The following is a 24,544-nucleotide window of genomic DNA, read 5'->3' on the forward strand; positions in this document are numbered from 1 at the left end:
GCCAAAGAATTTTCATATCAATTTAAAGATATTAAGTGTTTGAAAATCAAATAATTAAAGTTGTCAACAAAACTAAGGTGTGTTTGTGTGACACGGTATTACGTGGATTATTTAATAAATTGCTTTTTTAAAGCACGGTATGTCGTGGAGTTTGTTTAAGGTCGTTTAATGCCTAATTTTTTCATCCTATCACGCAATGTACTTGGTTTAATATCTAGTAATTCTGCCGCTCCTTCTTTCCCATCTATTTTCCAATTAGTATCATTTAGTGTTTTTAAAATATGGTCTTTTTGTACTTGGTCTAAAGTGATTCTATGACCATTTACACTAGATAGTGTATTTGTTGAATCGGTCTCGAATTCTGGTATTACTAGAATATTGGAATTAGAAAGAATAATGGCTCGCTCAATTAAATTCTCAAGTTCTCTAACATTTCCTGGCCATTTATAATACTTTAATTGTTGCATTGTTACATCAGAAATATATTCAATTTGTTTTTTATGTTTTTTTGAATATTTGTTTACAAAAAACTCTATTAGTACAGTAATATCATCAACTCTTTCTCTTAAAGGAGGGATGTTAATTGGAAAAACATTTAATCTAAAATATAAATCTTCTCTAAAGCGTTTTTCTTTAGCTTCTTTTTTTAAGTCTTTATTTGTTGCAGCAATAACGCGTACATCTAGTTTTTTAAGTTTTGAACTTCCAATTGGTTCAATTTCACCTTCTTGAATAGCACGTAATAATTTTGGCTGCAGTGATAAAGGCATTTCACCAATCTCATCAAGAAATATAGTTCCTCCATCAGCTAATTCAAATTTGCCTAATCTATTATTGATTGCTCCTGTAAAGGCTCCTTTTACATGACCAAACAATTCACTTTCTATAAGCTCTGATGGAATAGCTCCACAATTAACACTAATTAGTGAATTGTTTTTTCTGTTGCTTATTTTATGGATAGCTTTTGCTATTAATTCTTTTCCAGTGCCAGTTTCTCCAAGAATTAAAACATTAGCGTCTGTTCTTGCTACTTGTTCAACCATAGTTAAAACATCACTCATTTTTGAGCTGGTATAAACCATATCTTCAAAATTAAATGATAACGACATTTCTTTTTTCAATAATATATTTTCTGTTTCTAGTTGTTGATGATAGTTTTCTAATTCTTCTAGACTCTTTTTTAAATCCTCTTCAACTTTCTTTTTATCACTAATATCTGAACCAATAGCAGTAATTATTCCATTTTCATCTGGTAAGGTTCCTTGCCATGCAATCCATTTATATGAGCCATCTTTACATAGATACCTATTCTCAAATGACGCGACATTATTTCCACTTAGTTTTTCGGAAATTGCATTAGAGGTCTTTTCTAAATCATCAGGATGTATAAGTTCGATAAATGGTTTTGAAATAAACTCTTTTATTGAGTGGCCTAAGATTCTGGTAACTGCCTCATTTGCATTTGTAAAGTAGCCAGTCGCTATGTTAACTGAAGATATGATACTAGGTGATAAATTGAAAGTACTTTTTAAATATTTTTCGGTTAGTTTTAATTTTTCTTGAGCTTCTTTACGTTTGCTAATATCTTGAAGAGTGCCTATTATCTTTATGCGATTACCTTTGTTGTCGAATTCTTTTTTAACGAAACCAGAAATCCAAATTATTTTTTTGTCTATTGGACGAATAATTCGAAATTCTGAGGAGACATAACTTGTTGAAGGGTCGTCAAGAAGATTTTGTGCATTTTCTATATCATCAGGATGAACTAAATTTACCCATCCTTGAGGATCCCTAATATATGATTTATCAATACCTAATATTGAATCGCCAATTGTTGAAGTTTCAAATAGATTAGTACTGTCATTAAAAACAAAGGTTCCAAGTTGGGTTATTTCTAGCGCTTCATTGAGCTTTTCTTGACTTTTATTTAAATCTAATTCAATTTTTTTTCGTTCAGTTATATCACGCTCAATACCAATTATTTGAGTGGGTTTACCATCTAAACGCTTGAAAATTGATTCTCTTGAGTTTAGCCATATCCAATTGCCATTTTTATGCTTTACACGATACTCTAGCTCAATAATTTCTTCATCCTTAAGCTTATCATATTTTGGGATAACATTATCTATGAAGTTTTTATAATCATCAGGATGCATGATTGTTGAAAGAAGGTCACTTTTAAAACCATGAATATCTTCATTAGAATAGCCTAAGACCTTCAAGTTTCCATTATTATTGTAAATACTTTTTTGGTTAATTATATCGTATACATAAATAATATCTGGACTTGTTTGAAGTAAAGACTTATGAAATTTTTGATTGTTTTTTATTTCTAGTTCAATATTTTTTCTCTCAGTTATATCCTGAGAAACTATCATTATATAGTCAATGTTATCTGCCTTGTCTTTTATAGGAATTATGGTAGATTCAAACCAAAGCATATTACCATCTCCATCTAAAATACTTGCTTCATGTGAATTTATTTCTTTACTTTTTACAGCTTTCCCTAGGCATTCCTGCATTGGGACTTTAAAAGAATTTGAATAAAAATATAAAGGATATGGCTTGCCATAATGAGATGAAATATTTTCTATTTTTAGTTTTTCAATCCCAGCTTTACTCATGTATTTGAGATTAAAATCTAAGTCAATAATTTTAGTGCAAATAGGTGAGTTTTCTAACCAAGCAAAGCTTTCTGATTCTGGATTATTGAAGTTTTTTAACAAATTGTCAACGTTGTTCTCAAATTTGTTTAATTCAGCAGCTTTCTCTTTTATTTCATCAATTTCTTTCAAAAAATGTTCGAGGGATTTTTGTTTTGTTTTCATTTCTCAATTATACATAAAGACTAATACCTCATGTGTTTTAAGGTATTAGTTAGTAAAAAGAGAGAAAATTAAAATTAGAGTAATTTTTAAAGCATTCCTAAAATTGTTAATAAATTAGCGAATTACGTAAGAATTTACCTTAAATGTAACAATCAATAGTAGCATTTGCCATATCCTGTACAGGCGCAGGAGAGAGGTAAGGGATTCCAAGCCCAAGTCCTCTAAGTATAAAAAGGACACCAATAAGAACCACAAAAACTGGAATAGCTTTTTGAATGCGTTGTCTTACATTCCCTTTTAAAAATTGACTTAAATAAATAGCTGTGGTCATTAACGGAATAGTTCCTAAGCCAAAAACTAACATGTATAAACTCCCTTGAAGTGCATTTCCAGATGCTATTGCAGCAAAGACAGCCATATAAACCAATCCGCATGGTAAAAAGCCATTCAAAAATCCAATGGTTAAAAATGTGTCTGGGGTTTTCTTCTGTAACTCTTTTCCTAAAGCATTTTTTACTTTAGAGATAAGTTTATAAATAGGTTTAGAGAAATTATATTTATTAAATGTTTGATAAGGAATTAAAACTATCAGAATCATTAAAACACCAATAACAATAGATAATTGTTGTTGAATACCAAATATATAAAGTCCTTTTCCAACTAGTCCAAAAATTAAGCCTATAATGCTGTAAGATAGAAGTCTACCAAAATGGTATATGGCAATTTGGGATATTTTTTTAACAGAATTTGTACGATCAACTGGAAGCATAAAAGCTATGGGTCCACACATACCTACGCAGTGGAAACTTCCTAATAGTCCTAATGCTAAAGCCGAAAGTAACATGTTAATAAATTAAGTCTTCTTTAAATAAATAAGATTTTCCATTATATTGCCAATCTATTTTAATGTTCCAACGACCATCTACCAAACGATTGTCAGGTATGAGCAAATGTGATTTAGACAATGAAAGTGTAGTTTCAAAATCTAATTGTTTGTTAGATGGTCTATATAGGAACAATTTTCCTTCAATTTTTTCTGGCTGTAAATCTTCAGGGAAATAGACAACCAAACCTTCATCGGTTTTTTTATAGGTAATGCTTTGAGATAGTGATTTAGAATTAGTTTCTTTATCGATATCGTTTTGATATTCAAGTTCTGCTTTGTAATAATCTTCGGTTACTAAATCGTGATTGTATTTTTCGTTAGTAATCATATTAATTACAAAGTATAGGATAAAGGCAATAAAGCCAATAAATGCTAGTACAATTCCTGTTCCCCAATTTAGTTTCATCTTTCGTTTTTTTAATTATAACTTCTTGGCCCTAAAAAGTTAGCACTTGTTGTTTCAATAAGTTTGTCATTTGCGTAAACACCTATTTTAATCGTGTTTCTATCTCCAGATAGTTTGGAGTTGTCTATTTCAATAAATATAGTGCCTTCGGTCATTCCTTGAGCTGGAACTATAAACATGTCATGTGTTGAAACGAGTTTAATAGTGCCGTCATGCGACATTAATTTTAGACTAACATCCTTAATTTCCTCAGTTGTTTTATTTACTAGTTTGTAAGTAAAGACATTACTTATCATATTGTTGTCTTTACGCTCGTATAGTTGTCCTGGTAATCTAAGTACTCTTGCCTCAACATCATTTCTTAAGAATAACATGCCTATAAGTACGCCAATTAAAATTACTAATACCGCAATGTATCCTTTAACTCTTGCTGTTAGTTTAAACTTTGTTTTGTTTTCAATATTTTCTTCACTTGCATAGCGAATTAAACCTCTTGGAAGATTAATACTATCCATGATATGGTCACACTCGTCAATACATGCTGTACAGTTTACACATTCTAGTTGTGTACCGTTTCTAATATCTATTCCTGTTGGACAGACATGCACACATTGCATACAGTCTATACAATCACCGTGACCAAGCGCTGCTCTGTCTTCATTTTTTCTGAATTTTTTTCTACCACTTTCTCCTTCACCTCTTTTGTGGTCATAAGCAACTACTATAGATTTAGTATCTAATAATACGCCTTGTAGTCTTCCATAAGGACAGGCAATTACACAAACTTGTTCTCTAAACCAAGCAAACACAAAATAGAAAATCCCTGTAAAAATAGTTAGCGATATGAGGGTGTTTAAATGAGCAGTCGGACCATCAACGATATATTGTATAAGGCGATCACTACCAATTAAATATGCTAAAAACACATTGGCAATTATAAATGAAATAATAAGGAAAACTATAAGTTTTAATCCTCTTTTTCTAATTTTCTCTTTCGTCCAAGGTTGATTTTTTAAACGCTTTTGCTTTCCTCTATCTCCTTCTATCCAAAACTCAATACGTCTAAAAACCATTTCCATAAAGATGGTTTGAGGGCAAATCCAACCACAAAAAATACGACCAAAAACAACTGTAAAAAGTGTAATAAAAACCACTCCAATTATCATCGAGATAACAAACAAATGGAAGTCTTGCGGCCAAAATGGAAACCCAAAAATATTGAAACGTCTTTCCATAATGTTAAACATTAGGAATTGGTTTCCGTTAACTTTTATAAATGGTGCAGAGACCAAAAAAAGCAAAAGAAAATAACTTACGTATTTACGATAGTTATAAAATCTACCACTAGGCTTTTTTGGAAACACCCAAGCACGTTTACCTTCTTTGGTAATAGTTCCAATTGTATCTCGAAAATTTTCGTTTTTGGGTGCTTCCAATGTAGTTTATTTAATTGTTATCTTCTACTATTTCTGTAGTAGTATCGCTAGTAGTAGTGGCTTCTTCTACTGGAGCACTTTCATCAACCCAAATATCTCCTTCTGGAGCTTTTGGATTTGCAGGTGTAGTGTCTTGGAATGTCAATAAATAACTGGCAACTTGAGCCATTTCCAAAGGTTTTAATTGCTGTTTCCATGCAATCATACCTTTACCGTCTCGTCCACCTTCAGCAATAGTTTGGAATACGTTTTTAATTCCACCACCTAGAATCCAATATTCATCGGTTAAGTTTGGTCCTATACTACCACCACCATCTGCTAAATGACAGGCAACACAGTTAGTGTCCCAAATTGCTTTACCTGCACTTAAATCTGCATCGTCTGTTAATAACGTTACAGTATTTGCATCTACTAAATTTTTAGCGGTTTTTTTGTATTCTTCTATAGCTAATTTTGCTTCAGCCATTTCGGTTTCAAACTCCTGCAATTGTGTTGGTCCTTCAAAAATATGGTATCTAACAAGGTAAACAGCTGCAAATACTATAGATATATAGAACGAGTAAATCCACCATGGTGGTAATGAGTTGTCGAGTTCTTTTATACCATCGTAGTTATGGTCTAAAATTATTTCTCCTTCGTCTTCTATCGGTTTGCCACCAACAAGTTTTTTATAAGTATTCTTAATCCATTTAAACTCAAAGGCATTATTTTTTTCTTCTAAGAAACGTGCTTTTGCTTCTTTATCCATTTTATGAAGCATTACATTCTCTAATGCACCAATAATAGCCTCAATAGCAATTAGTATTAATAGGACTAAGAATAAGAACAGTGAAACTGCTGGATATTCTATAAATGCTGGTTTTTCGCCAGAATCTATCATGTATTCTACAATTCCAAAAATTATAAAGAATATAACTGGAACTCTTATGTATGAAGGAATTAGATGTCTCATAATATAGTGTTGTTTTGGTTGTCTAATGGAATGTTACTTACGTTTTGTATATAGTCTTTTTTAGCAGAAATCACCCACCAAAAAAGAATCACAAAAAAGATGAAAAATATGAGCAACGAGATGATAGGATAAATTTCTATCCCTGTGATGCTCTCCATATGGTCTTTTATATATTTTAACATGATTCTAAACTTTGATTATTGTTGAGCTGTTTCTACTTTAATATCTGTACCTAATCGCTGTAAGTAAGCAATTAAAGCAACTATTTCTCTATTACGCATTTCAACAAAACCTTCGCCTGCATTAGCTTTATCATTTTCATAATTTGCTAAGAAGTCAGGATCTGTTTTAAGGTTCTCCTCAATTTGAGTTCCTTGAGCTAGCATACTCTCTTGAGCATTAGCTATATCTTCTTCAGAGTATGGAACACCTAGTGTTGCCATAACTTCCATTTTCTTTTCGGTTTGAGATTTGTTAAGCTCGTCAGTTATTAACCACTGATAGCGAGGCATGATAGAACCAGATGATGTACTTTGTGGATCGTACATGTGGTTAAAGTGCCAACTGTCGTTATACTTCCCACCAATTCTATGAAGATCAGGTCCAGTACGCTTACTTCCCCAAAGGAATGGGTGATCATAAACATATTCACCAGCTTTTGAATATTCTCCATAACGTTCCACTTCACTTCTAAAAGGACGAATCATTTGAGAGTGACATGTATTACAACCTTCTCGTATATAAATATCTCTACCTTCTAGTTCAAGAGGCGTGTAAGGTTGTACACTACTTATGGTTGGAATGTTAGACTCCACCATAATTGTTGGTATAATTTGCACTATACCACCAATTAAAATAGTTACTGTTGCTAATAGTGTTAATTGTACTGGTCGACGCTCTAACCAAGTATGCCAACCTTCTCCAGAAGTACGTTTTTTTGTTACTCTTGTTAAGGCTGGAGCTTCGGCTAATTCGTCTTCTACTTTACTTCCAGATCTTCTAACAGTTAGAATTATGTTATAGACTAAAATAAATGTTCCAACTAAGTATAAAGTACCACCAATAGCTCTCATCCAATACATTGGCATAATTTCGGTTACAGTTTCTAAGAAGTTACCGTAAACTAAAGTTCCATCTGGATTAAACTGCTTCCACATACTTGCTTGAGTAAACCCAGCAACATACATTGGTAAAGCATAAATAATAATACCTAATGTGCCTAACCAAAAGTGTAAATTGGCTAAACCAGTAGAGAATAACTTTGTTTTAAATAATCTAGGAATTAAATAGTAAATGATACCAAATGCCATAAAACCGTTCCAGGCTAAAGCACCAACGTGAACGTGAGCAATAATCCAATCTGTATAGTGAGCAATTGCATTTACATTTTTAAGAGATAGAGTTGGACCTTCGAAAGTTGCCATACCATAACCAGTAATAGCTACTACCATGAATTTTAAAACAGGATCTGTACGTACTTTGTCCCAAGCTCCTCTTAGAGTTAATAAACCATTAATCATACCACCCCAAGAAGGCATTAAAAGCATAACTGAAAACACAACACCTAAATTTTGTGCCCAATCTGGTAGAGCTGTATATAATAAATGGTGAGGTCCTGCCCAAATATATAGGAATATTAACGACCAGAAATGCACAATAGATAGTCTATATGAATACACAGGTCTGTTAGCTGCTTTAGGTACAAAATAATACATCAACCCAAGGAAAGGTGTTGTTAAGAAAAACGCAACGGCATTATGACCATACCACCACTGTACAAGTGCATCTTGTACACCAGCATATACCGAATAACTCTTCATTGCCGAAACTGGTAATTCTAAACTATTAAAAATATGCAGAACAGCTACAGTTACAAAGGTTGCTAGGTAGAACCAAATAGCAACGTATAAATGACGTTGTCTTCTTTTTAAAATGGTCCAAATCATATTTACACCAAATACTACCCAAACTAGTGCAATAGCTATATCTATTGGCCATTCTAATTCTGCGTATTCTTTTGAGGTTGTTAAACCCATTGGTAATGTAATTGCGGCTGCAACAATTATTAATTGCCATCCCCAAAAGTTAATATTACTTAAAAGATCACTCGCCATACGTGTTTTTAATAGACGCTGTAGCGAATAGTAAATTCCTGCAAACATGGCATTTCCAACAAACGCAAATATTACTGCATTTGTGTGAAGTGGACGTAAACGGCCAAAACTTAACCATGATACTCCATTGGTCATGTTAGGGAATAAAAACAAGAGGGCCACGATGAGACCTACTAGCATTCCAACAACTCCAAATATTATTGTAGCATAAAGGAATTTGGTAACGATTTTATTATCGTAATGAAACTGTTGCATTTCCATAATTAAATTGTGTTATTCTAATTGGTTAGTATTATTTTTTGGATTTTTCTTTAATAATTTCGTCCTCAAACAGCATTCGTACTGAATGGGTATAAGAATCGTCATACTGTCCTTTTTTTACTGCAATAATAAACGCAATAAAAAAAACCACAGCTACAGCAATACTTATAGCTAATAAAACGTAAATGACACTCATACCTAATTGAGTTTAATGTTCAAAAATAGTTTCATAAGCTTATCTAAAATATGACTTTTATCATGTTTCATTTTTAAGTTAATTTTCTTCCTAACAGGTTAGTGGTGATGGTGGTAAAAACAACAATGCTTATGGAGCTTAAAGGCATTAAAATTGCTGCAATTACTGGTGATAATTGACCTGTTACCGCAAAATACAATCCTATTACATTATAAAAAAATGATAATAGAAAACTCCATTTAATAATTTTTATTGCAGATTTAGATATCGTTATATAACTGAATAATTGATTGAATTTTCTAGCATCTAAAATTGCATCACAAGCTGGTGAAAATACGTTTACATTTTCTGAAATTGCAATACCAACATCACTTTGTGCCAATGCACCAGCATCATTTAATCCATCTCCAACCATCAATACTTTGGCGCCTTCACTTTGATGATATTTTATGTATTCCAATTTATCATCTGGTTTTTGGTTGAACAATAATTTGGTCTTTGTTGGAAGCAATTTAGTTAAATTATCTTTTTCACCATCATTATCACCCGAAATTACAGCAAGGTCGTAATCTTTTTTTAATTTCTTAAAAAGTTTAGAAAGCCCTTTTCTATAATCGTTATAGAAAGTAAACTTACCCTTGTAATTATTGTTTGTGCTAATATGTACAGCTGTGTTTTTTGTAGCTAAATCGCTACTATAACCAACAAAAGGAGCAGAGCCTACTTTTATATTTCGTGTTTTAAAAGACGCCTCAATACCTTGTCCTAAGTGTTCTTTGTAATTATCTAAAGTTACTATTTTATGTTCGTTTAAAATGTTGTATAGAGCTCTACTTAATGGGTGATTAGAGCCTCTAAGTGTGTTTTTTAATAGGCTTTCTTCCTCTATAGATAATTGTTCACCTTCATAAGTTATTTTAGAGCTTTTGTTAGCAGTAATAGTTCCTGTTTTATCAAAAATTATGGTATTTACCTTAGCCAATTGCTCAATAATATTAGCGTTTTTTAAATAGAATTTTTTCTTTCCTAGAATACGTAATATGTTGCCTAATGTAAACGGTGCAGATAATGCTATTGCACAAGGACAAGCAATAATTAATACAGCTGTAAATACATTTAGTGCCTTACTAGAATCGTATATTAACCAAAACGTTGTTGCTAAAGCAGCAATTAAAAGAACGGCAATTGTGAAGTGTTTGCTTATTTTATTGGTTAAACTTTTAAATACATCTTCTTTGTTGGTTTTAAAAACATCATTGCTCCAAAGTTGTGTTAAATAGCTTTGTTCTACAGATTTTAAAACTTCAACTTCAATAATACCATTTAGTTGTTTCCCGCCAGCAAAAAGTTTGTCACCCGATTTTTTTGAAACAGCTTCAGATTCACCTGTTACAAAACTATAATCAATTCTCGCATTTCCTTTCATTAAAATGCAATCTACAGGAATAAGCTCTTCGTTTCTAATGAGTAAACGATCTCCTTTTTGTATATCATATACTTGTATAGATGATTCCTTCCCATCAATTGCTATTTTGGTGACTCCAATTGGAAAATACGATTTGTAATCTCTTTCAAAAGAAAGAAATGCATAGGTTTTTTGCTGAAAATATTTTCCGAGTAATAAAAAGAATACCAGTCCAGTTAAACTATCAAAAAATCCTGTTCCAATATCTAAAACTATTTCGGCAGTACTTCTTATGAAAAGTACAGAAATACCTAAGGCAATTGGTACATCTATGTTCAATAACTTTGATCGAAGACCTTTATACGCCGAAATGAAATAATCTTGAGCAGCATAAAATACAACCGGAACAGAAAAAGTAAACATTAACCACCTAAAGATATGTTTGTATTTTTCTAACCAAATTCCTTCTACTTGTAGGTACTCAGGAAATGACAAAAACATGACATACCCAAAAGCAAAACCTGCTAAACCAAGTTTATAGATAATAGATCTATCTATTTTCTTTTTACCTGATTCGTAATTTTCTAAACTTATGTATGGCTCGTAACCAATTCGGCACAAAAGATTTACTAAATCTTTGAGCGATAATTTATCGTCATTAAAAGTAATGCGAACAGTCTTTTCGCCAAAATTGACTAATGAACTGCTTACTTCTGGCAGCAGTTTGTTTAAATTTTCAAGAATCCAAATACAGGAACTGCAATGTATATGTGGAATGTATAATGACACAATACGAATATCTCCATCATTGAACTCAAACAGTTTTTCTGTAATTTTTTCATTATCAAGAAAATCGTATTTGCCTTCAATTTCTTTTGGTGTTGCACCTGGAGCAGTTTGCAAATCGTAATAACAACTTAAGTCGTTTACAGAAAAAATTTCGTAAACAGTTTTACAACCATTACAGCAAAAAGACTTTTTATCGAATGTGATTCCTGATTTAGAAGCGTCTAAACCACAGTGGAAACATGTTTTATGTTCCATATACTTGCTCAAAAATACCTAACGCAAAGTTGTCAAGTTAATGAAAATTAAAATATGATAATTGTCATGTTTTAATTATTTTTGCATAACTTCGAAAATAGGTATGAGTAAGTGCGAACAATGTATAATTAGACAATTTAATTCTCTTAAGGCTTTGACAAAAGATGAGCTATTAAGAATTTCTGCGTGTAAAACTTCTAGAATAATTAAGAAAGGTGAGGTGATTTTTGAAGAAGGAGAATCACTCAATGGTCTATTTTGTATTAAAGATGGCGTTTGTAAACTTACAAAGCTAAGTGCAAATGGAAAGGACCAGATAATAAAATTGGTAGAAAAAGGCCAAATTCTTGGTCAGCGTTCATTAATTAGTGACGAGCGAACAAATTTAAGAGCAACAGCTTTAAATGATATGGAGTTATGTTTTATTCCAAAGGCAGAAATTATTGATGACTTAAAAAAGAATAATAATTTCACGATGGATATGTTAAAGGAGATGGCAGATGATTTAAGGGAAGCTGATGATGTTATTGTGAATATGGCACAAAAATCTGTTAGACAGCGTTTAGCTGAGGCCTTATTGGATATAAATGAAAATTTTGGAACAAATCCAGATGGCACCTTGAGTGTGCTTTTGTCACGTGAAGATTTTGCAAGCATTGTTGGAACTGCAACAGAATCTGCAATTAGGGTGTTATCACAATTTAAAAAAGAAGGTCTTATCTCAGCTTTAGGTAAGCACATTAAAATAGAAGACCTTGAAGGTTTGAAACGAGTAGAATAAAACAAGTTTTATTTATAAAAACAAAAAAAAACGCTCTGATACTATCAGAGCGTTTTTTATGATTACTAAATTTAGTTAATCTAGTTTAAAAGATTTAACGTCTTTAAATTGCGATAAACTTAGACTTTCCATAGAAGCTTTATATAGAGTCCATTTGTCATTAAAGAAAGTGTTTGTTTTTTCCAATACATTATTTAATGCATCTTTTGCATTTTTGAGTAAAGTACGTTCAGTAGAAGTGATACCGCTTTTTCTTGATCTAATATAAGATGCTGCGCCAAAAACACGTTGCATAACATTTACATTTGGATCACTGGTAATACCTTGTCTTTTATCAACTTTTCCAAGGTAAATTTCTAGTACTTCGTCAATACTTTTAATAATATCTTTTGAAGCCTTAATATTATCTTTATGAGCTTCTTTGTCAAGTTTTGCCAACATTTTACTATACTCCGTTGCAATATTTTTACTTTCTACTAATTGCTTCACAGCATCGGCTGCTACTTGTGTTATTTTTTCTACTTCTTTTGAAGCGTTATAAACTTCATTAATAGAATTTGTATCAACATCAAGTCTTGGGTCTGATGCTACGGTAATATTTGTTTCCGATGTTTGGTCGCCAAAACTCATGACTACTTTGTAAGTTCCTGGTTTTACACCAACTCCTCCAGGTTCACCACGACGAGGACGAATTGTTCTTGAAGGTCTATCACCTCCTTTTTCTCTCATTCCCCATGTCCATTTATGTAAACCGCTCTCCTTTGGAGCTTTACGTTTTAAAGTTCTTATTAAGCGGTCACCATCATAAATATTCATGTGTATGGAGTCCCATTTAACTTTGTTTTCAACTTTTTCAGTTGGTTTTTCGGCTACTACATTTTTATCTTTCTTACTTTTTTTCTTTTTCTTAGAATCATCAGCCTTAGGCATCTCTTTTTTATTGTCATCAACTTTTATAAAGTATGACATGATAGCTCCACCAGAACGATTATCGCCATTATACATGGCATCTGCACCAAAACGACTTCCAGTTGGTTGTTGGTAGGCTGCTTGATATGCTATAGGCGGATTAAATAAGGTTAGTTTATTATTTAAAACAGCTTTGTTACTAGCAATTTCACGTAACGGACGAATATCGTCAATAACCCAAGCTGCTCTACCAAAAGTACCAATAACTAGATCATGCTCACGAGGATGAATTACTAGATCCTTAACTGATGTTGTTGGGAATCCTTTAGTCCATTTTGTCCATTTGTTTCCTGCGTCTATTGATATGTATAAGCCGTCGTCAGTTCCTAAAAACATTAGGTTTGGTTCTTCTAAATCTTCAATAATTGCAAGGGCATAACTTTCAACATCATTACTATCTACAATTCTAGTCCAAGTCTTTCCGTAATCTTTTGTTCTATAAACATAAGGTGTGTAATTAAAACGCCTGTAATCATTTGCTACTAAAAGCGCTTCTCCTTTATTTTTATTGGATGCTTTAATTTGAGGAATCCAACTTCCTGCTGGTAACCCTTTTATATTACTTGCTACATCTGTCCAGGTTTGTCCTCCATTTTGAGTATAATGTACGCGGCCATCGTCGGTACCAACCCAAATCATGTCTTTTTCAACTGGAGATGGTTCTATAACAAGGATAGTTGTATGGTTCTCAGCACCTGTTGCATCCATAGATAAGCCACCACTTTCGTGTTGTTTTTGCTTTTCTGGATCATTGGTAGTTAAATCTGGAGATATAGCTGTCCATGTTAATCCTTTGTCTGTTGATTTATGTACAAACTGACTTCCAAAGTAAATTGTACTATTGTCGAATGGATCAATATTAATGGCAGAATTCCAGTTGAATCTTAATTTCACATCTGGATCTGGATGCGTTGGTCTAATACTATAATTATTTCCAGTTTGCCAATCGTATCTACTTACTGACCCTTGTTGACTCATGGTAAATCCGTAACGAGAATCGTCTCTGTCTGGGATAACATCAAAACCATCACCAAATGATATTTCTTGCCAATAAGAGTTTCTAATGCCTTGATCTCTCCATACATAAGCAGGACCTCTCCAAGAACCATTATCTTGCATTCCGCCATATACATTGTATGGGAACTCATTATCTACATTTATGTGATAGAATTGTGCTACAGGAATGTTACCTATAAAACGCCATGTTTTTCCACCATCACGTGTGATATTAAATCCACCATCGTTTCCGTCCAACATAAAACTACCATCGGTTGGATGAATCCACCAAGCATGATGATCTGGATGCACACCATTACTAACACCATAAGCTGGCATTAATGCTGAAAAGCTCTTACCACCATCTTCACTTACATTTACATACGTAAATACTGAGTAAACACGATTTTCATTTTCAGGATCTACATGAATATCTGAATAGTAAAAAGGTCTATTTCCAATACCACCAGCACCACGACCACTAGAGTTGTCATTTACCATTTTCCAGGTAAAACCACCATCTTCACTTCTGTATAAGGCATTCTTTTTAGCTTCTATTAGTGCATATACAATATTTGGCTTATTAGTAGCAAAACCAACACCTATTCTACCTAAATTACCTTTTGGCAAACCATCATCTGATGATAATTTTTTCCAAGTATTTCCACCATCATGAGTAATGTGTAAACCTGAACCTTCACCACCAGAATTAAAAAACCAAGGATCACGTTTGTGTTCCCACATGGCAGCAATTAATTTGTTTGGATTTGTTGGATCCATTACTAAATCGGCTGCTCCAGTTTTATTGTTTGCAAATAGAATATTATTCCAAGTTTTTCCACCATCAGTAGTTTTATAAACACCACGTTCTGGATGTTCTCCCCAAGGCGAACCAATGGCACCAACATACACTACATCAGGATTTGTTGGATCGATAATTACACGATGTATATGTCTTGTTTTTTGTAATCCCATTGCCATCCAGCTTTTACCACCATCTAGCGATTTGTAAATACCATAACCACCATTTAAACTGTTACGTGGATTTCCTTCGCCAGTTCCAACCCAAATAACACTTGGGTTAGATTGTTGGATAGCCACAGCACCAATGGATGCCGTAACCTCGTTATCGAAAATAGGCTCCCACTTTATGCCTCCTGAAATAGATTTCCATAGACCTCCAGAAGCTGTCCCAACATACATAACATCAGGGTCGCTTGTAACAACATCAATAGCTGTGACACGACCAGACATACCTCCTGGACCAATATTACGAGGTTTCATGTTTTTTACTAAGTCCATTGAAAATTCCTGTGCGGAAAGTAGGGTAACACATAATAGCATTACTAGAGAAAAGAATTTTTTCATCTGTTTGAAAGTTTTAGTTTACTGAAAATGAAGAAACTAAAAATTTCTACACATTCAGGAATTCGCATTAAAAATTTATCATTTTGATTGTTATGTAAATGATGAAATTTGTTTATGCTCATTTCATTTTAATTATTGGTTAGAATTGTAAGCCTTAAAGTTAAGAAAATCTTATGGATTTTTATTAAAGAAGATATGCTAAAGCTTTTGTTGTTTTAGTGCTTTAATTTGTTTTGGTCGCAACCACATCATAAAACCACTTATAGAAAGAATAATTAACCCTAAAGAGGTAAGTGTAGAGTAGAGTAGTTTTGTATAGTGAGAGTCTGATTTAAAAAGATAATCAATAATACTTCCATCATGAATCATTTCAATAAGATCTGCTGTTCGTTGTTTTACTGATACAATATCTCCAGTATAGCAGTTTATTTGTAATTCGGTAAAATGATATTCAAAACGCACTTTTGCTATGCCTTTAGATGGTCTGTAATCTATACGGTTTATGGTGTTGTCTAAGTTTAGAGAATCTGAATAGTTTATGGCAATATCTTCAATGGATTTTAACCCAATAAGATTTTGTTGTTGTGTAATTTCTTGTGAAGGTGGTTTTAATTTTAATTCGTCTTTCCATGTTAGCAATAACCCAGTAACACCAACTAAAAACAAAAAAACTACCAACGGAATAGCAACCGTTTTGTGTAAACGCCTGTACCATCGTGTTTCTTTTGCTAATACTCTAGTTTTTTTATTCAAAGACAAATTGTTTGAGGTCGAAAATAGGGAATTTAGATGGAATTATTCTTAAAGAGTTGTTAATAGGAAATGAGGCGTAGTTATAATATTTTGGTTTTAATGATTTTAAAGTTTTCAAATTCACTTAAGTCAATTGAATAAACACTTTTAGATGGTATTACTGAAACATCATCAGATGTAAAGCCGCCCAATAAATAGAGTTTATTGTTATTTACAAATATTTTAGGTGCGTGAAGGCCTAATTCAATTTTGTATTCACTTAGCCTTTTGGTATTTATATTATAGGTGAAAAATGTCCCATTATTAAAAATATAAATCATATGTTCAACAGCCAGTACCCCAGGATTAATCATGCTTTTAAACAGTTCACCTTCTTTAGTCCATCTTCCTGTTTTTAAATTAAATGTTTCAATATTATTGATTGGGTCATTATTATGGCCTCCTACTAAATATATAGTATCATCTATTAAAACACCTTGAGTTTCTTTGGGTATTGGCATATTTCCAATGTTATACCATAGCCCAGTTTGAAGGTTGAGTGCATGCACTTCTTTTGAAAATGTTTTAACATCTTCAATAGTTGATTTTATAGAACCGCCCATAACTATAAGGTTATCGTTATATATAAAAGACGCAAAATTTACAGCTTTATGTGGATTAACATTATCTATGATTTTAGTGTTCTTTTCTAAATCTAATATTTCAATTCTATTTTCTAGATACTCTTTTCCTTTAAGGTTAGACACACGTTTACCACCTACGACATAAAGTTTATTATCATAAATATGACTATTATGGAAAGCTCTTTTAATATTTTTTTTATTAGTATCACTCCACATATTTTTATTTAAATCATATACGTGAACTTTTGAACTATAATTTTTCCAATTTGCTTTAATAACCATATTTTCAAGCATATCTTCCATGGTCATTCCAAATGACGCACTTTCCATTGCCTTATCTTTTTCAATTATTTCATCAAAGGTATTAGTTGTAACGGATTTTTCGCCACCAGTTATTATAACCTTCCCATCTTTTTCTGAGGCTCCAAATGCGAAAAGACCTTTAGGCATTGTAGATACTTTTGTAAACTTTAAAAGTTGTTCTCGCCTTCGTACTCTCTTCTTTTTTGCACTCACAATAATTTCGTCTAGGCGAGACGTATTCTTCAAAAGGTAGACAGTATGATCTAGTTTTTCTAGATTTTTTAAAGTAATTTCTTCTGGGTAGTAGTTAATGTGAGAAATAATAAGAATGCTAGTGTTTTTTAAATTGTCGTTGCTATTAATTGTAAAAACCCCATTATGATTTGTAGCAAAGCCTTTATCTATTCCTTTTACTTTAATGTTTACATCTGAAATAGGTTCTTTGCTATCACTATCTAAAATTGTAACTACTTGTTGAGCTTGTAATGTATAGGATACTAAAACTAGTAAAACGGAAATGTAAATTTTTTGCATGTTGGTTGGGTTTACTTTTATGTATCAAAAATTATACCGTGATATTCTAATTAAAAATAAAGCTTAATTCCCTATATATCATTACAACTCCTATCATTAAAGTAATTACTACTCCAGTGTATATTTTAACATTAGAAGAAAATATCATCCAATCAAACTTTCGCGATTTATTATAATCATTTATTTCGTATATGGTGAATGCAATTACTCCAATTACTAGTAGTATTCCTATAAGTAAATTAGTAGTATTCATTTGATTTTTTATCGTGACTTAATATTCTGTTCACAAAACTCAATGATTTTTTCAATCCTGATTTGTCGTGTTACTTCTCGTTTGGCTTGTTTTAACCAATACAAGTAGGACTTTCTATATCCAGGAGCAAAGTTTTGATAGTTCTCTAGCGCTCTTTTATTTGAGTTAAATGCTTTTTGTAAATCGTTTGGGACAATTAAATTTTCAACATCATCTAAAAAGCTCCACATGCCATTTTGTTTGGCAATGTCTATTTTATGATAACCACTGGGTTGAATTAGGTTGTTATTTTCTAGTTCAATAACATAACGCTTGTTTAAGGCACTCCAAACACTTTTTGGATTTCTTGGTGTAAAATATTGGCGACGTTTTCCGTTGCCCAAACTTTTAACTGTAGAATCTATCCAGCCAAAACATAATGCTACTTTTACTGCTTCTTCCCAACGCATGGTGGGAACCTTCATTTCTAATTTGAAGAAAATAAGGTAGACTCCATTGGCAGCTTCATGATTTTGTAATAGCCAATCGTACCAATCTACATCGCGTTCAAAATATAATTCTGGATAATCCACAGGGTTTATAATTTGCTTGAATACACTAAGAAGTTATCATCTATTTTTATATCATCAGCTTTAGTGCTCATGGTTTGCCATTCAGCTTTTGGGAATAGCCATTGTTCACTTCCATTAATATGTATTTTTATTGGCATGTCGAAGTTTTCAATAATGTTAGTATAACGAAATTTTAAGACGTTATTTTTTATTTCATACTCTAAAGTTGGAATGCGAACATCACGTAAATACTGATTAAAAAACTCGGTTAAATCGATTCCTGTTGTTTTACTTAAATAATCTTCTACTTGCTTTGTAGTAACCGTTTGATGATAAAAGGTCTTGTTTAAACCACGTAAAATCATTCGCCATTTTTCGTCATCTTCAATAAGTTGCCTTAAGGTATGAATCATGTAAGCACCTTTATTGTACATGTCGCCAGAACCTTCTTTATTCACATTATAATAACCAATAATTGGTCTATCATTTTTTATGTCTTTTCCTTTGCCAACGGTGTATTCGTCTCCAGCTTGTTTGTTGTAATGGTATTCAAGATATAAGCCTTCGGAATAAGCTGTAAACCCTTCATGAATCCACATGTCAGCAATGTCTTTGTACGTTATATTGTTTGCGAACCACTCATGACCAGCTTCGTGGATAATAATAAAATCGAACTTTAGCCCCCAACCAGTTTTAGATAAATCGTTACCCAAATAGCCTTTCATATATTTATTTCCATAGGTAATTGAACTTTGATGTTCCATACCCAAATAAGGAACTTCTACTAGCTTAAAGCCATCTTCATAAAACGGATAAGGACCAAACCAATGCTCAAAAGCTTTCATCATTTTTGGTGTGTCTTTAAAATGTTCTTTTGCCTTTTCAAGATTATCGCGAAGCACAAAATAATCTAAGTCTAAATCACCGTTTTCGCCTTTAAATACTTCTGAAAAATGTACATAATCGCCAATGTTTACATTCACACCATAATTATTGATAGGATTGTTTACAAACCAATGTGAGGTTACTGTATTATCATCCTGTTCTTCAATACTTCTAAGCCGTCCATTAGAAACATTTGATAAGCCTTTAGGTACATTCACACTAATTAGCATACTATCTACTTCATCGTACATGTGGTCTTTATTTGGCCACCAAACACTAGCACCTAAACCTTGACAAGAGGTTGCTACAAAGTGCTTTCCATTGTCATCTTTTTTCCATGAAAAGCCACCATCCCAAGGTGCTCTTTTTGCAACTTTAGGATTTCCTTTATAATGTACTTCCAGTGAATTTATATCACCAACTACCTGTTTGTCTTTTAAGGTAATAAAGTGTGCATTACCATCATGTTTTACTTTTAACTCTTTGCCATTTTGGGTTACTTTAGTAATTTCTAATGGATTTTGTAAATCAATTTGTAAAACATTATGAGGTTTTAAAACCTTGTATTGAACTAAGTTTTTACCAGAAATGTATTTGTTGTCTGGATCTACTTTAATATCTAAATGATAATAAGTTACATCCCACCATACTCTTTCTGGAGTAATTGTACCACGCAAGGTGTCTTGTCTTGTAAACGTGTTTTTATCTTCAAGTAATCCTTGAGCTTCAATAACTATTGATGATGTTATGAGGAGTATAAAAAGGACTAAAAATTTAGTTTTCATATTATTATAGATTAATTAATTCTGTCTAAAAAGGGTTGTAATTCTAAAAGTGTAATATCATCTCTTTTACGAAGTTCATTTAAAAACCACACTTTATGTCCAGCACCATAGGTAATAAGAATTCGCTTACCTTGGTTTTTATATTTTTGAAGGGCTTTTTCGATATTCCAATAGTGAGCTATATTGATATTATCCCATCCACCGAGACCAAGCTCTTCGTTAAAAAGCCTGTTGTAAGTACTTAATCTAATATTATAAATACTATCATATGTATTTGTATGTATAAATGCTGGGTCGTTTCGTTTACCAGTAGCATTCATTAAAGAATCGGTTAATTTATTTGCGGTAGTATATTCTTTCCAGTCATCAATTCTTGTTGTATCCTTGCTAATAGCTTGAAGTTTTTTAGACCTTTCACTTGCCATAATTGCTGTCCATCCAGCCGTTGGGATAATTTCAAAATCCATAGTTTTTGACAACGGAAAAATAACATCGGTATATTCAGGAAACCTCATAACACGTGGTTCTGAAATACTATCATCTCTTTTAAACCCCTCCATAGCTGCATCAAAGCGGTTTGGTGGAATTTCAGTTAGAATTATATCAGGATTAATTTCCTTTATAATTGCTGTTAATTTCTCAATATTAAATACTTCTTCCGTTAGATGTCCACTGTGGATGGTTCCTAGAACAAGAACTTCATTTTTAGTGTCTTTTTGGCAACTTAAAATCAAAGCAAGTACTAAAAATATGATGTTACTCCTTTTAAGTAATTTCATCTAATTATCTAAACGTTTTATTTGGAAAAACTACTGGACTTTCATAACCATCTTTTCCAACCGAAGCGACTCCAAAAAAGAAATTATCTATAACGATTCCCTCTAAAGTAAACTCAGATACATCACCAACATAACGACTGTTATCCCAAGTAGGAGAGGTTGTATCTCTCCAATAAATTTTATACCCAACTGCACCATCAACTTTGTCCCATTTAAACTTAGCAGAAGGTTGAACTATACCTCCTATAGCAACATTTTCTGGTGCTGGAGGTGCACTAGCCAAACTAGCTAAATTGATAGCGTTTACGGCAGTTAGTTTTTTGGCATAAGGAAAATTCACATGCTCAAATGTATCGCCATAGTTAATACCGTTTTCGGTACGAATATCTTGATGTTGTTGAGTGTAGTTCTCATGTGCTTCCATAATTCTGATACCTGCAAAACCTAAATCGTTAAATGGACGATGATGTCCGCCACGACCAAAACGGTCTAAACGATACACCATCATTGGATTCATTTCTGGCATATACGTTTTTACATTTTTATGTACATAACGTGCCAACTGACGTGAAATACCATCAACTTCGCCACCATAAAACCGTCTTACATTTCGCTCACGTTCTGTTTCTGTTGGAGGTACAGGTTCTGAGAATATTCTAAACGTTCGATTGTCGATAACTCCATCAACGCCTTTAATGTTTCCTATCATGTCATTATTAAGAATACCAATAATATCCCAACCTTGTTCTTTGGCATATTTCGCTAATCCAGCACCACCAAACAAGCCTTGTTCTTCACCAGACAAACCAACGTAAATAATGCTATTTTCAAATTGATAATTGCTCAATACTCTTGCTGCTTCTATGGTACCAGCCATTCCTGAAGCATTATCATTAGCTCCTGGTGCGTCAATTTCAAAATTCATAGTATTACTTGAACGAGAATCGATATCACCACTCATGATGATGTAGCGATTTGGATATTTTGTACCTTTTTGTACAGCTACTACATTCACAATCCAAGCATCGTGAGGTACACGACGATTACCTTCTTTTGTTACTAAATCTTTTTGATAGAAAACATCTAAACAGTTATCGCATTCTTTTGAAATGGATTCAAATTCAGATTTAATCCAGCGTCTAGCAGCTCCAATGCCTCTAGTTGTTGAAACAGTATCGCTAAAAGTGTTACGTGTACCAAAATCTACTAAGGTTTTTACATCATTTTTAATACGCTCTGCTGAAACAGCATCGATGATATCATAAATTTTTTGGTCGGTTTGTGAAAAGCTATTTACTACAAATACTAGTAGTAATACGGTTAGTGATTGTTTCATTGCTATTGTTTAGTATAATTAAATTTTACAGTTTCTACGGTTCCATTTTCTTCAATATCTACATAGATATTCATTTCTTTATCACCCACTTTTTCAAAAGTCATGCCTTCAAACACTACTTTGGTTGGAGTAATTTCTTTAAGTGGAAAGTCTACGGTTTCATCTTTTGTTTCCCAACCTTTTAAGTCTGACCCAAAATGTTTTAATTGAAGAATAAGCGAGTTTTCTACTTCTCTAATAATTTCAATTTCATAGAAGGTCACTTTACCATCGTTTATCAATTTAAATGTAGCCATCATTGAGCCTGCTGAGGGCTCACTCCAAATTTCTTCTGTTTTTCCACCAAATGCTTCACCATGCCAAGTACCAGAAATCCAAGCGATGTTTTCTAGTTTTGGTTCGAGCTTGGTTTCTGTTTGCGCTTTACATGAAAAGCTAATTAAAAGGAGTATTAGGATTAGTTTCTTCATAATGGATTATTGAATAAAAGTTACTTTTTTAATCAAATCATTTTCGACTTCATAAATAGCTATGGCATAAAAAACACGTCCATTTACAGTCACTTTTTCTTTATCGATAACTTTGTTTCCTAAAACAATTCTGTTAACGATTTCAGCATTTAAATCTGGTGTGTTTTCAAAAAATGAAGCATATTGTCTTTTGAGAGCTACTCGACCTTGAGTTGTGACATTATTAGGAAATGTGAACAATTTAATATCGATAGAATAGGTGTTTACAAAACCATCAATATCTCTATTGTTATATACTTCCAGCTGCTTGTTTACAATAGATTCTGGGTTAGATGTGGTTGTAGAATTACTTAAAAAAGTCATTGAGTTAATGTCTTTTGCATCTGTTTCATAAATCGTAACTTGCCTATTTGTAGTGTTATTTAGGGTAACCAATTCTTCATCAATAACTATATTTTTTAATGTCATCCTGTTTAAGGTTTTAACATTAGACTTTTTATTCTCTTTAAAAAATTGTGTGTAGTTTTCTTTTAAAGTATTGCGTCCGGAATACATTTTTTCATTTGGAAACCTATTTACCACAACATTTTCGTCAAATGCATTTGAGAATTCATTGAGTTGTCTATTATTGAAAGGTTCAATATGTCTTTGTACAATTTCGGCAGCTTTTTCTTCGCTTATTGTTGAGGTAGGACTACTTGTGTTATCCTTAGGCGTAGTTTCAACAGTATTCGTCTTATTGCTATTAATATCTCCAGCGATTAGTAACATAGTCGATTCTGGATTTGTAGCTAAGCGTGTAATTTTTGAAATCCCTTTTGAGAGTAAATCGTCAACCTTTTTCCAATTATTATCTTTTCGTAAGGTTAATTTATATAGCACACTTTCTTTTCCTGAAAGAATGGTTCTATTGTTTAACCAGCAAATATCTTCAACGTCTTTCATTGTGTTGGCAATAAGCCTAGTGGTTCCAGTCATTGGATTTAAGGACTTTATTTGCCAAACATCATTTTCTTTTGAAATGAAGCTCACAAGATTGGAGTTTGGAATTCTATGAAATGAACGACCTACGTTGGTGGCGTATTTTCTGCTCCAACCTTCAGTTAAATTAATTGCATATAAGTTTAATCCATCTTCTTCAATAACTGCACCCACAATAATATTGTCATCAAACCAAGTGTAATAGGCCACTACAAGGTCTTGAACAAGCTCTGTAGATTCACCATTCTTTAAATTATAGGTGTATAAGCGTTGCTTTCCGTCTTTATCCAAACGTACGGCAGAGACTTCATTTTTATTTGGAATTTTTAAAGGCGAATATTCGCCGCCTTCAGTATGATTAATGAATATTTTTGAATCGTAATTGATATTATACTTGACAATATCAGTTTGTCCATTTCTCGTTCCTGCATACAACACAGTATTCTCATCGAGAAATGAAGGTTGATTATCGTAACCATCATTTACCGAAATATTTCTTTGGTTAAATAACTCTATATAATTGTTTGAGGCTTTTAAATCAAACAAAAAAACATCGGTATTAGATTGCGAATAAGAAACTAAAAAAACAAAAAATAGAAGAGAAGAAAATAACTTGCGCATAAGATTAATTAAATTTTTCTCTAAAGTA

General features: G+C 32.6%; 19 protein-coding genes. 1 reads left to right on the top strand and 18 read right to left on the bottom strand.

Going from position 1 to position 24,544, the window contains the following annotated elements:
* Positions 1-155: 155 nt before the first annotated feature.
* The 9 genes from HB672_RS08190 to HB672_RS08225 form a co-directional block, all read right to left on the bottom strand.
* Positions 156-2,828 carry a sigma 54-interacting transcriptional regulator gene (locus HB672_RS08190; protein ID WP_167610778.1) on the bottom strand — a complete coding sequence of 891 codons (2,673 nt, stop codon included), beginning with the start codon at positions 2,826-2,828 and terminating at the stop codon, positions 156-158.
* A gap of 139 nt (positions 2,829-2,967) precedes the next feature.
* Positions 2,968-3,672: a sulfite exporter TauE/SafE family protein gene (locus HB672_RS08195; protein ID WP_167610781.1), complete on the bottom strand. Its 705-nt coding sequence runs from the start codon at positions 3,670-3,672 to the stop codon at positions 2,968-2,970.
* A 1-nt stretch (position 3,673) separates the two neighbouring features.
* Positions 3,674-4,120 (bottom strand): FixH family protein, encoded by a 447-nt coding sequence (locus HB672_RS08200; protein ID WP_167610784.1) that lies wholly within the window; start codon positions 4,118-4,120, stop codon positions 3,674-3,676.
* Between the two features lie 11 nt (positions 4,121-4,131).
* A complete protein-coding gene (gene ccoG, locus HB672_RS08205; RefSeq protein ID WP_167610786.1) occupies positions 4,132-5,556 on the bottom strand; it encodes a cytochrome c oxidase accessory protein CcoG in 1,425 nt (474 codons plus the stop codon).
* Positions 5,557-5,566: 10 nt separating this feature from the next.
* Positions 5,567-6,508, bottom strand: a complete 942-nt coding sequence (locus HB672_RS08210) for a cbb3-type cytochrome c oxidase N-terminal domain-containing protein (protein WP_167610789.1) — start codon at positions 6,506-6,508, stop codon at positions 5,567-5,569.
* Positions 6,505-6,690 (bottom strand): CcoQ/FixQ family Cbb3-type cytochrome c oxidase assembly chaperone, encoded by a 186-nt coding sequence (locus tag HB672_RS14695; protein ID WP_244306597.1) that lies wholly within the window; start codon positions 6,688-6,690, stop codon positions 6,505-6,507. Before HB672_RS14695 ends, HB672_RS08210 begins: the two co-directional genes overlap by 4 nt.
* Positions 6,691-6,705: 15 nt before the next feature.
* Positions 6,706-8,883 (bottom strand): cytochrome-c oxidase, cbb3-type subunit I, encoded by a 2,178-nt coding sequence (gene ccoN, locus HB672_RS08215; protein WP_167610791.1) that lies wholly within the window; start codon positions 8,881-8,883, stop codon positions 6,706-6,708.
* A gap of 31 nt (positions 8,884-8,914) precedes the next feature.
* Entirely contained in the window at positions 8,915-9,079 is a 165-nt protein-coding gene (ccoS, locus tag HB672_RS08220; protein ID WP_167610796.1) for a cbb3-type cytochrome oxidase assembly protein CcoS, read from the bottom strand.
* 73 nt (positions 9,080-9,152) lie between these two features.
* Positions 9,153-11,528 carry a heavy metal translocating P-type ATPase metal-binding domain-containing protein gene (locus HB672_RS08225; RefSeq protein ID WP_167610799.1) on the bottom strand — a complete coding sequence of 792 codons (2,376 nt, stop codon included), beginning with the start codon at positions 11,526-11,528 and terminating at the stop codon, positions 9,153-9,155.
* A 103-nt stretch (positions 11,529-11,631) separates the two neighbouring features.
* Here HB672_RS08225 and HB672_RS08230 point away from each other — a divergent pair, with 103 nt between their 5' ends.
* Entirely contained in the window at positions 11,632-12,309 is a 678-nt protein-coding gene (locus HB672_RS08230) for a Crp/Fnr family transcriptional regulator (RefSeq protein ID WP_167610802.1), read from the top strand.
* Between the two features lie 75 nt (positions 12,310-12,384).
* Here HB672_RS08230 and HB672_RS08235 read toward each other — a convergent pair whose 3' ends face one another.
* From HB672_RS08235 to HB672_RS08275, 9 genes are all read right to left on the bottom strand, one after another.
* A complete protein-coding gene (locus tag HB672_RS08235; RefSeq protein ID WP_167610805.1) occupies positions 12,385-15,642 on the bottom strand; it encodes a hypothetical protein in 3,258 nt (1,085 codons plus the stop codon).
* Positions 15,643-15,840: 198 nt separating this feature from the next.
* Positions 15,841-16,395: a PepSY-associated TM helix domain-containing protein gene (locus tag HB672_RS08240; RefSeq protein ID WP_167610808.1), complete on the bottom strand. Its 555-nt coding sequence runs from the start codon at positions 16,393-16,395 to the stop codon at positions 15,841-15,843.
* An 80-nt stretch (positions 16,396-16,475) separates the two neighbouring features.
* A complete protein-coding gene (locus HB672_RS08245) occupies positions 16,476-17,855 on the bottom strand; it encodes a kelch repeat-containing protein (protein WP_167610811.1) in 1,380 nt (459 codons plus the stop codon).
* 261 nt (positions 17,856-18,116) lie between these two features.
* The gene (locus HB672_RS08250) at positions 18,117-18,680 is read right to left on the bottom strand and encodes a YdeI/OmpD-associated family protein (protein WP_167610814.1); all 564 of its coding nucleotides are present in this window, start codon (positions 18,678-18,680) and stop codon (positions 18,117-18,119) included.
* 5 nt (positions 18,681-18,685) lie between these two features.
* Positions 18,686-20,329, bottom strand: a complete 1,644-nt coding sequence (locus tag HB672_RS08255) for a M1 family metallopeptidase (RefSeq protein ID WP_167610817.1) — start codon at positions 20,327-20,329, stop codon at positions 18,686-18,688.
* Between the two features lie 11 nt (positions 20,330-20,340).
* Positions 20,341-21,108, bottom strand: a complete 768-nt coding sequence (locus HB672_RS08260) for a hypothetical protein (protein ID WP_167610820.1) — start codon at positions 21,106-21,108, stop codon at positions 20,341-20,343.
* A 4-nt stretch (positions 21,109-21,112) separates the two neighbouring features.
* Positions 21,113-22,444: a M28 family metallopeptidase gene (locus tag HB672_RS08265; protein ID WP_167610823.1), complete on the bottom strand. Its 1,332-nt coding sequence runs from the start codon at positions 22,442-22,444 to the stop codon at positions 21,113-21,115.
* 2 nt (positions 22,445-22,446) lie between these two features.
* Positions 22,447-22,914 carry a DUF6265 family protein gene (locus HB672_RS08270; protein WP_167610826.1) on the bottom strand — a complete coding sequence of 156 codons (468 nt, stop codon included), beginning with the start codon at positions 22,912-22,914 and terminating at the stop codon, positions 22,447-22,449.
* Positions 22,915-22,920: 6 nt separating this feature from the next.
* Positions 22,921-24,516, bottom strand: a complete 1,596-nt coding sequence (locus tag HB672_RS08275; protein ID WP_167610829.1) for a nuclear transport factor 2 family protein — start codon at positions 24,514-24,516, stop codon at positions 22,921-22,923.
* Between the last annotated feature and the right edge of the window lie 28 nt (positions 24,517-24,544).

The sequence above is a fragment of the Gaetbulibacter sp. S0825 genome (assembly GCF_011777505.1).
Lineage (GTDB): Bacteria > Bacteroidota > Bacteroidia > Flavobacteriales > Flavobacteriaceae > Pontimicrobium.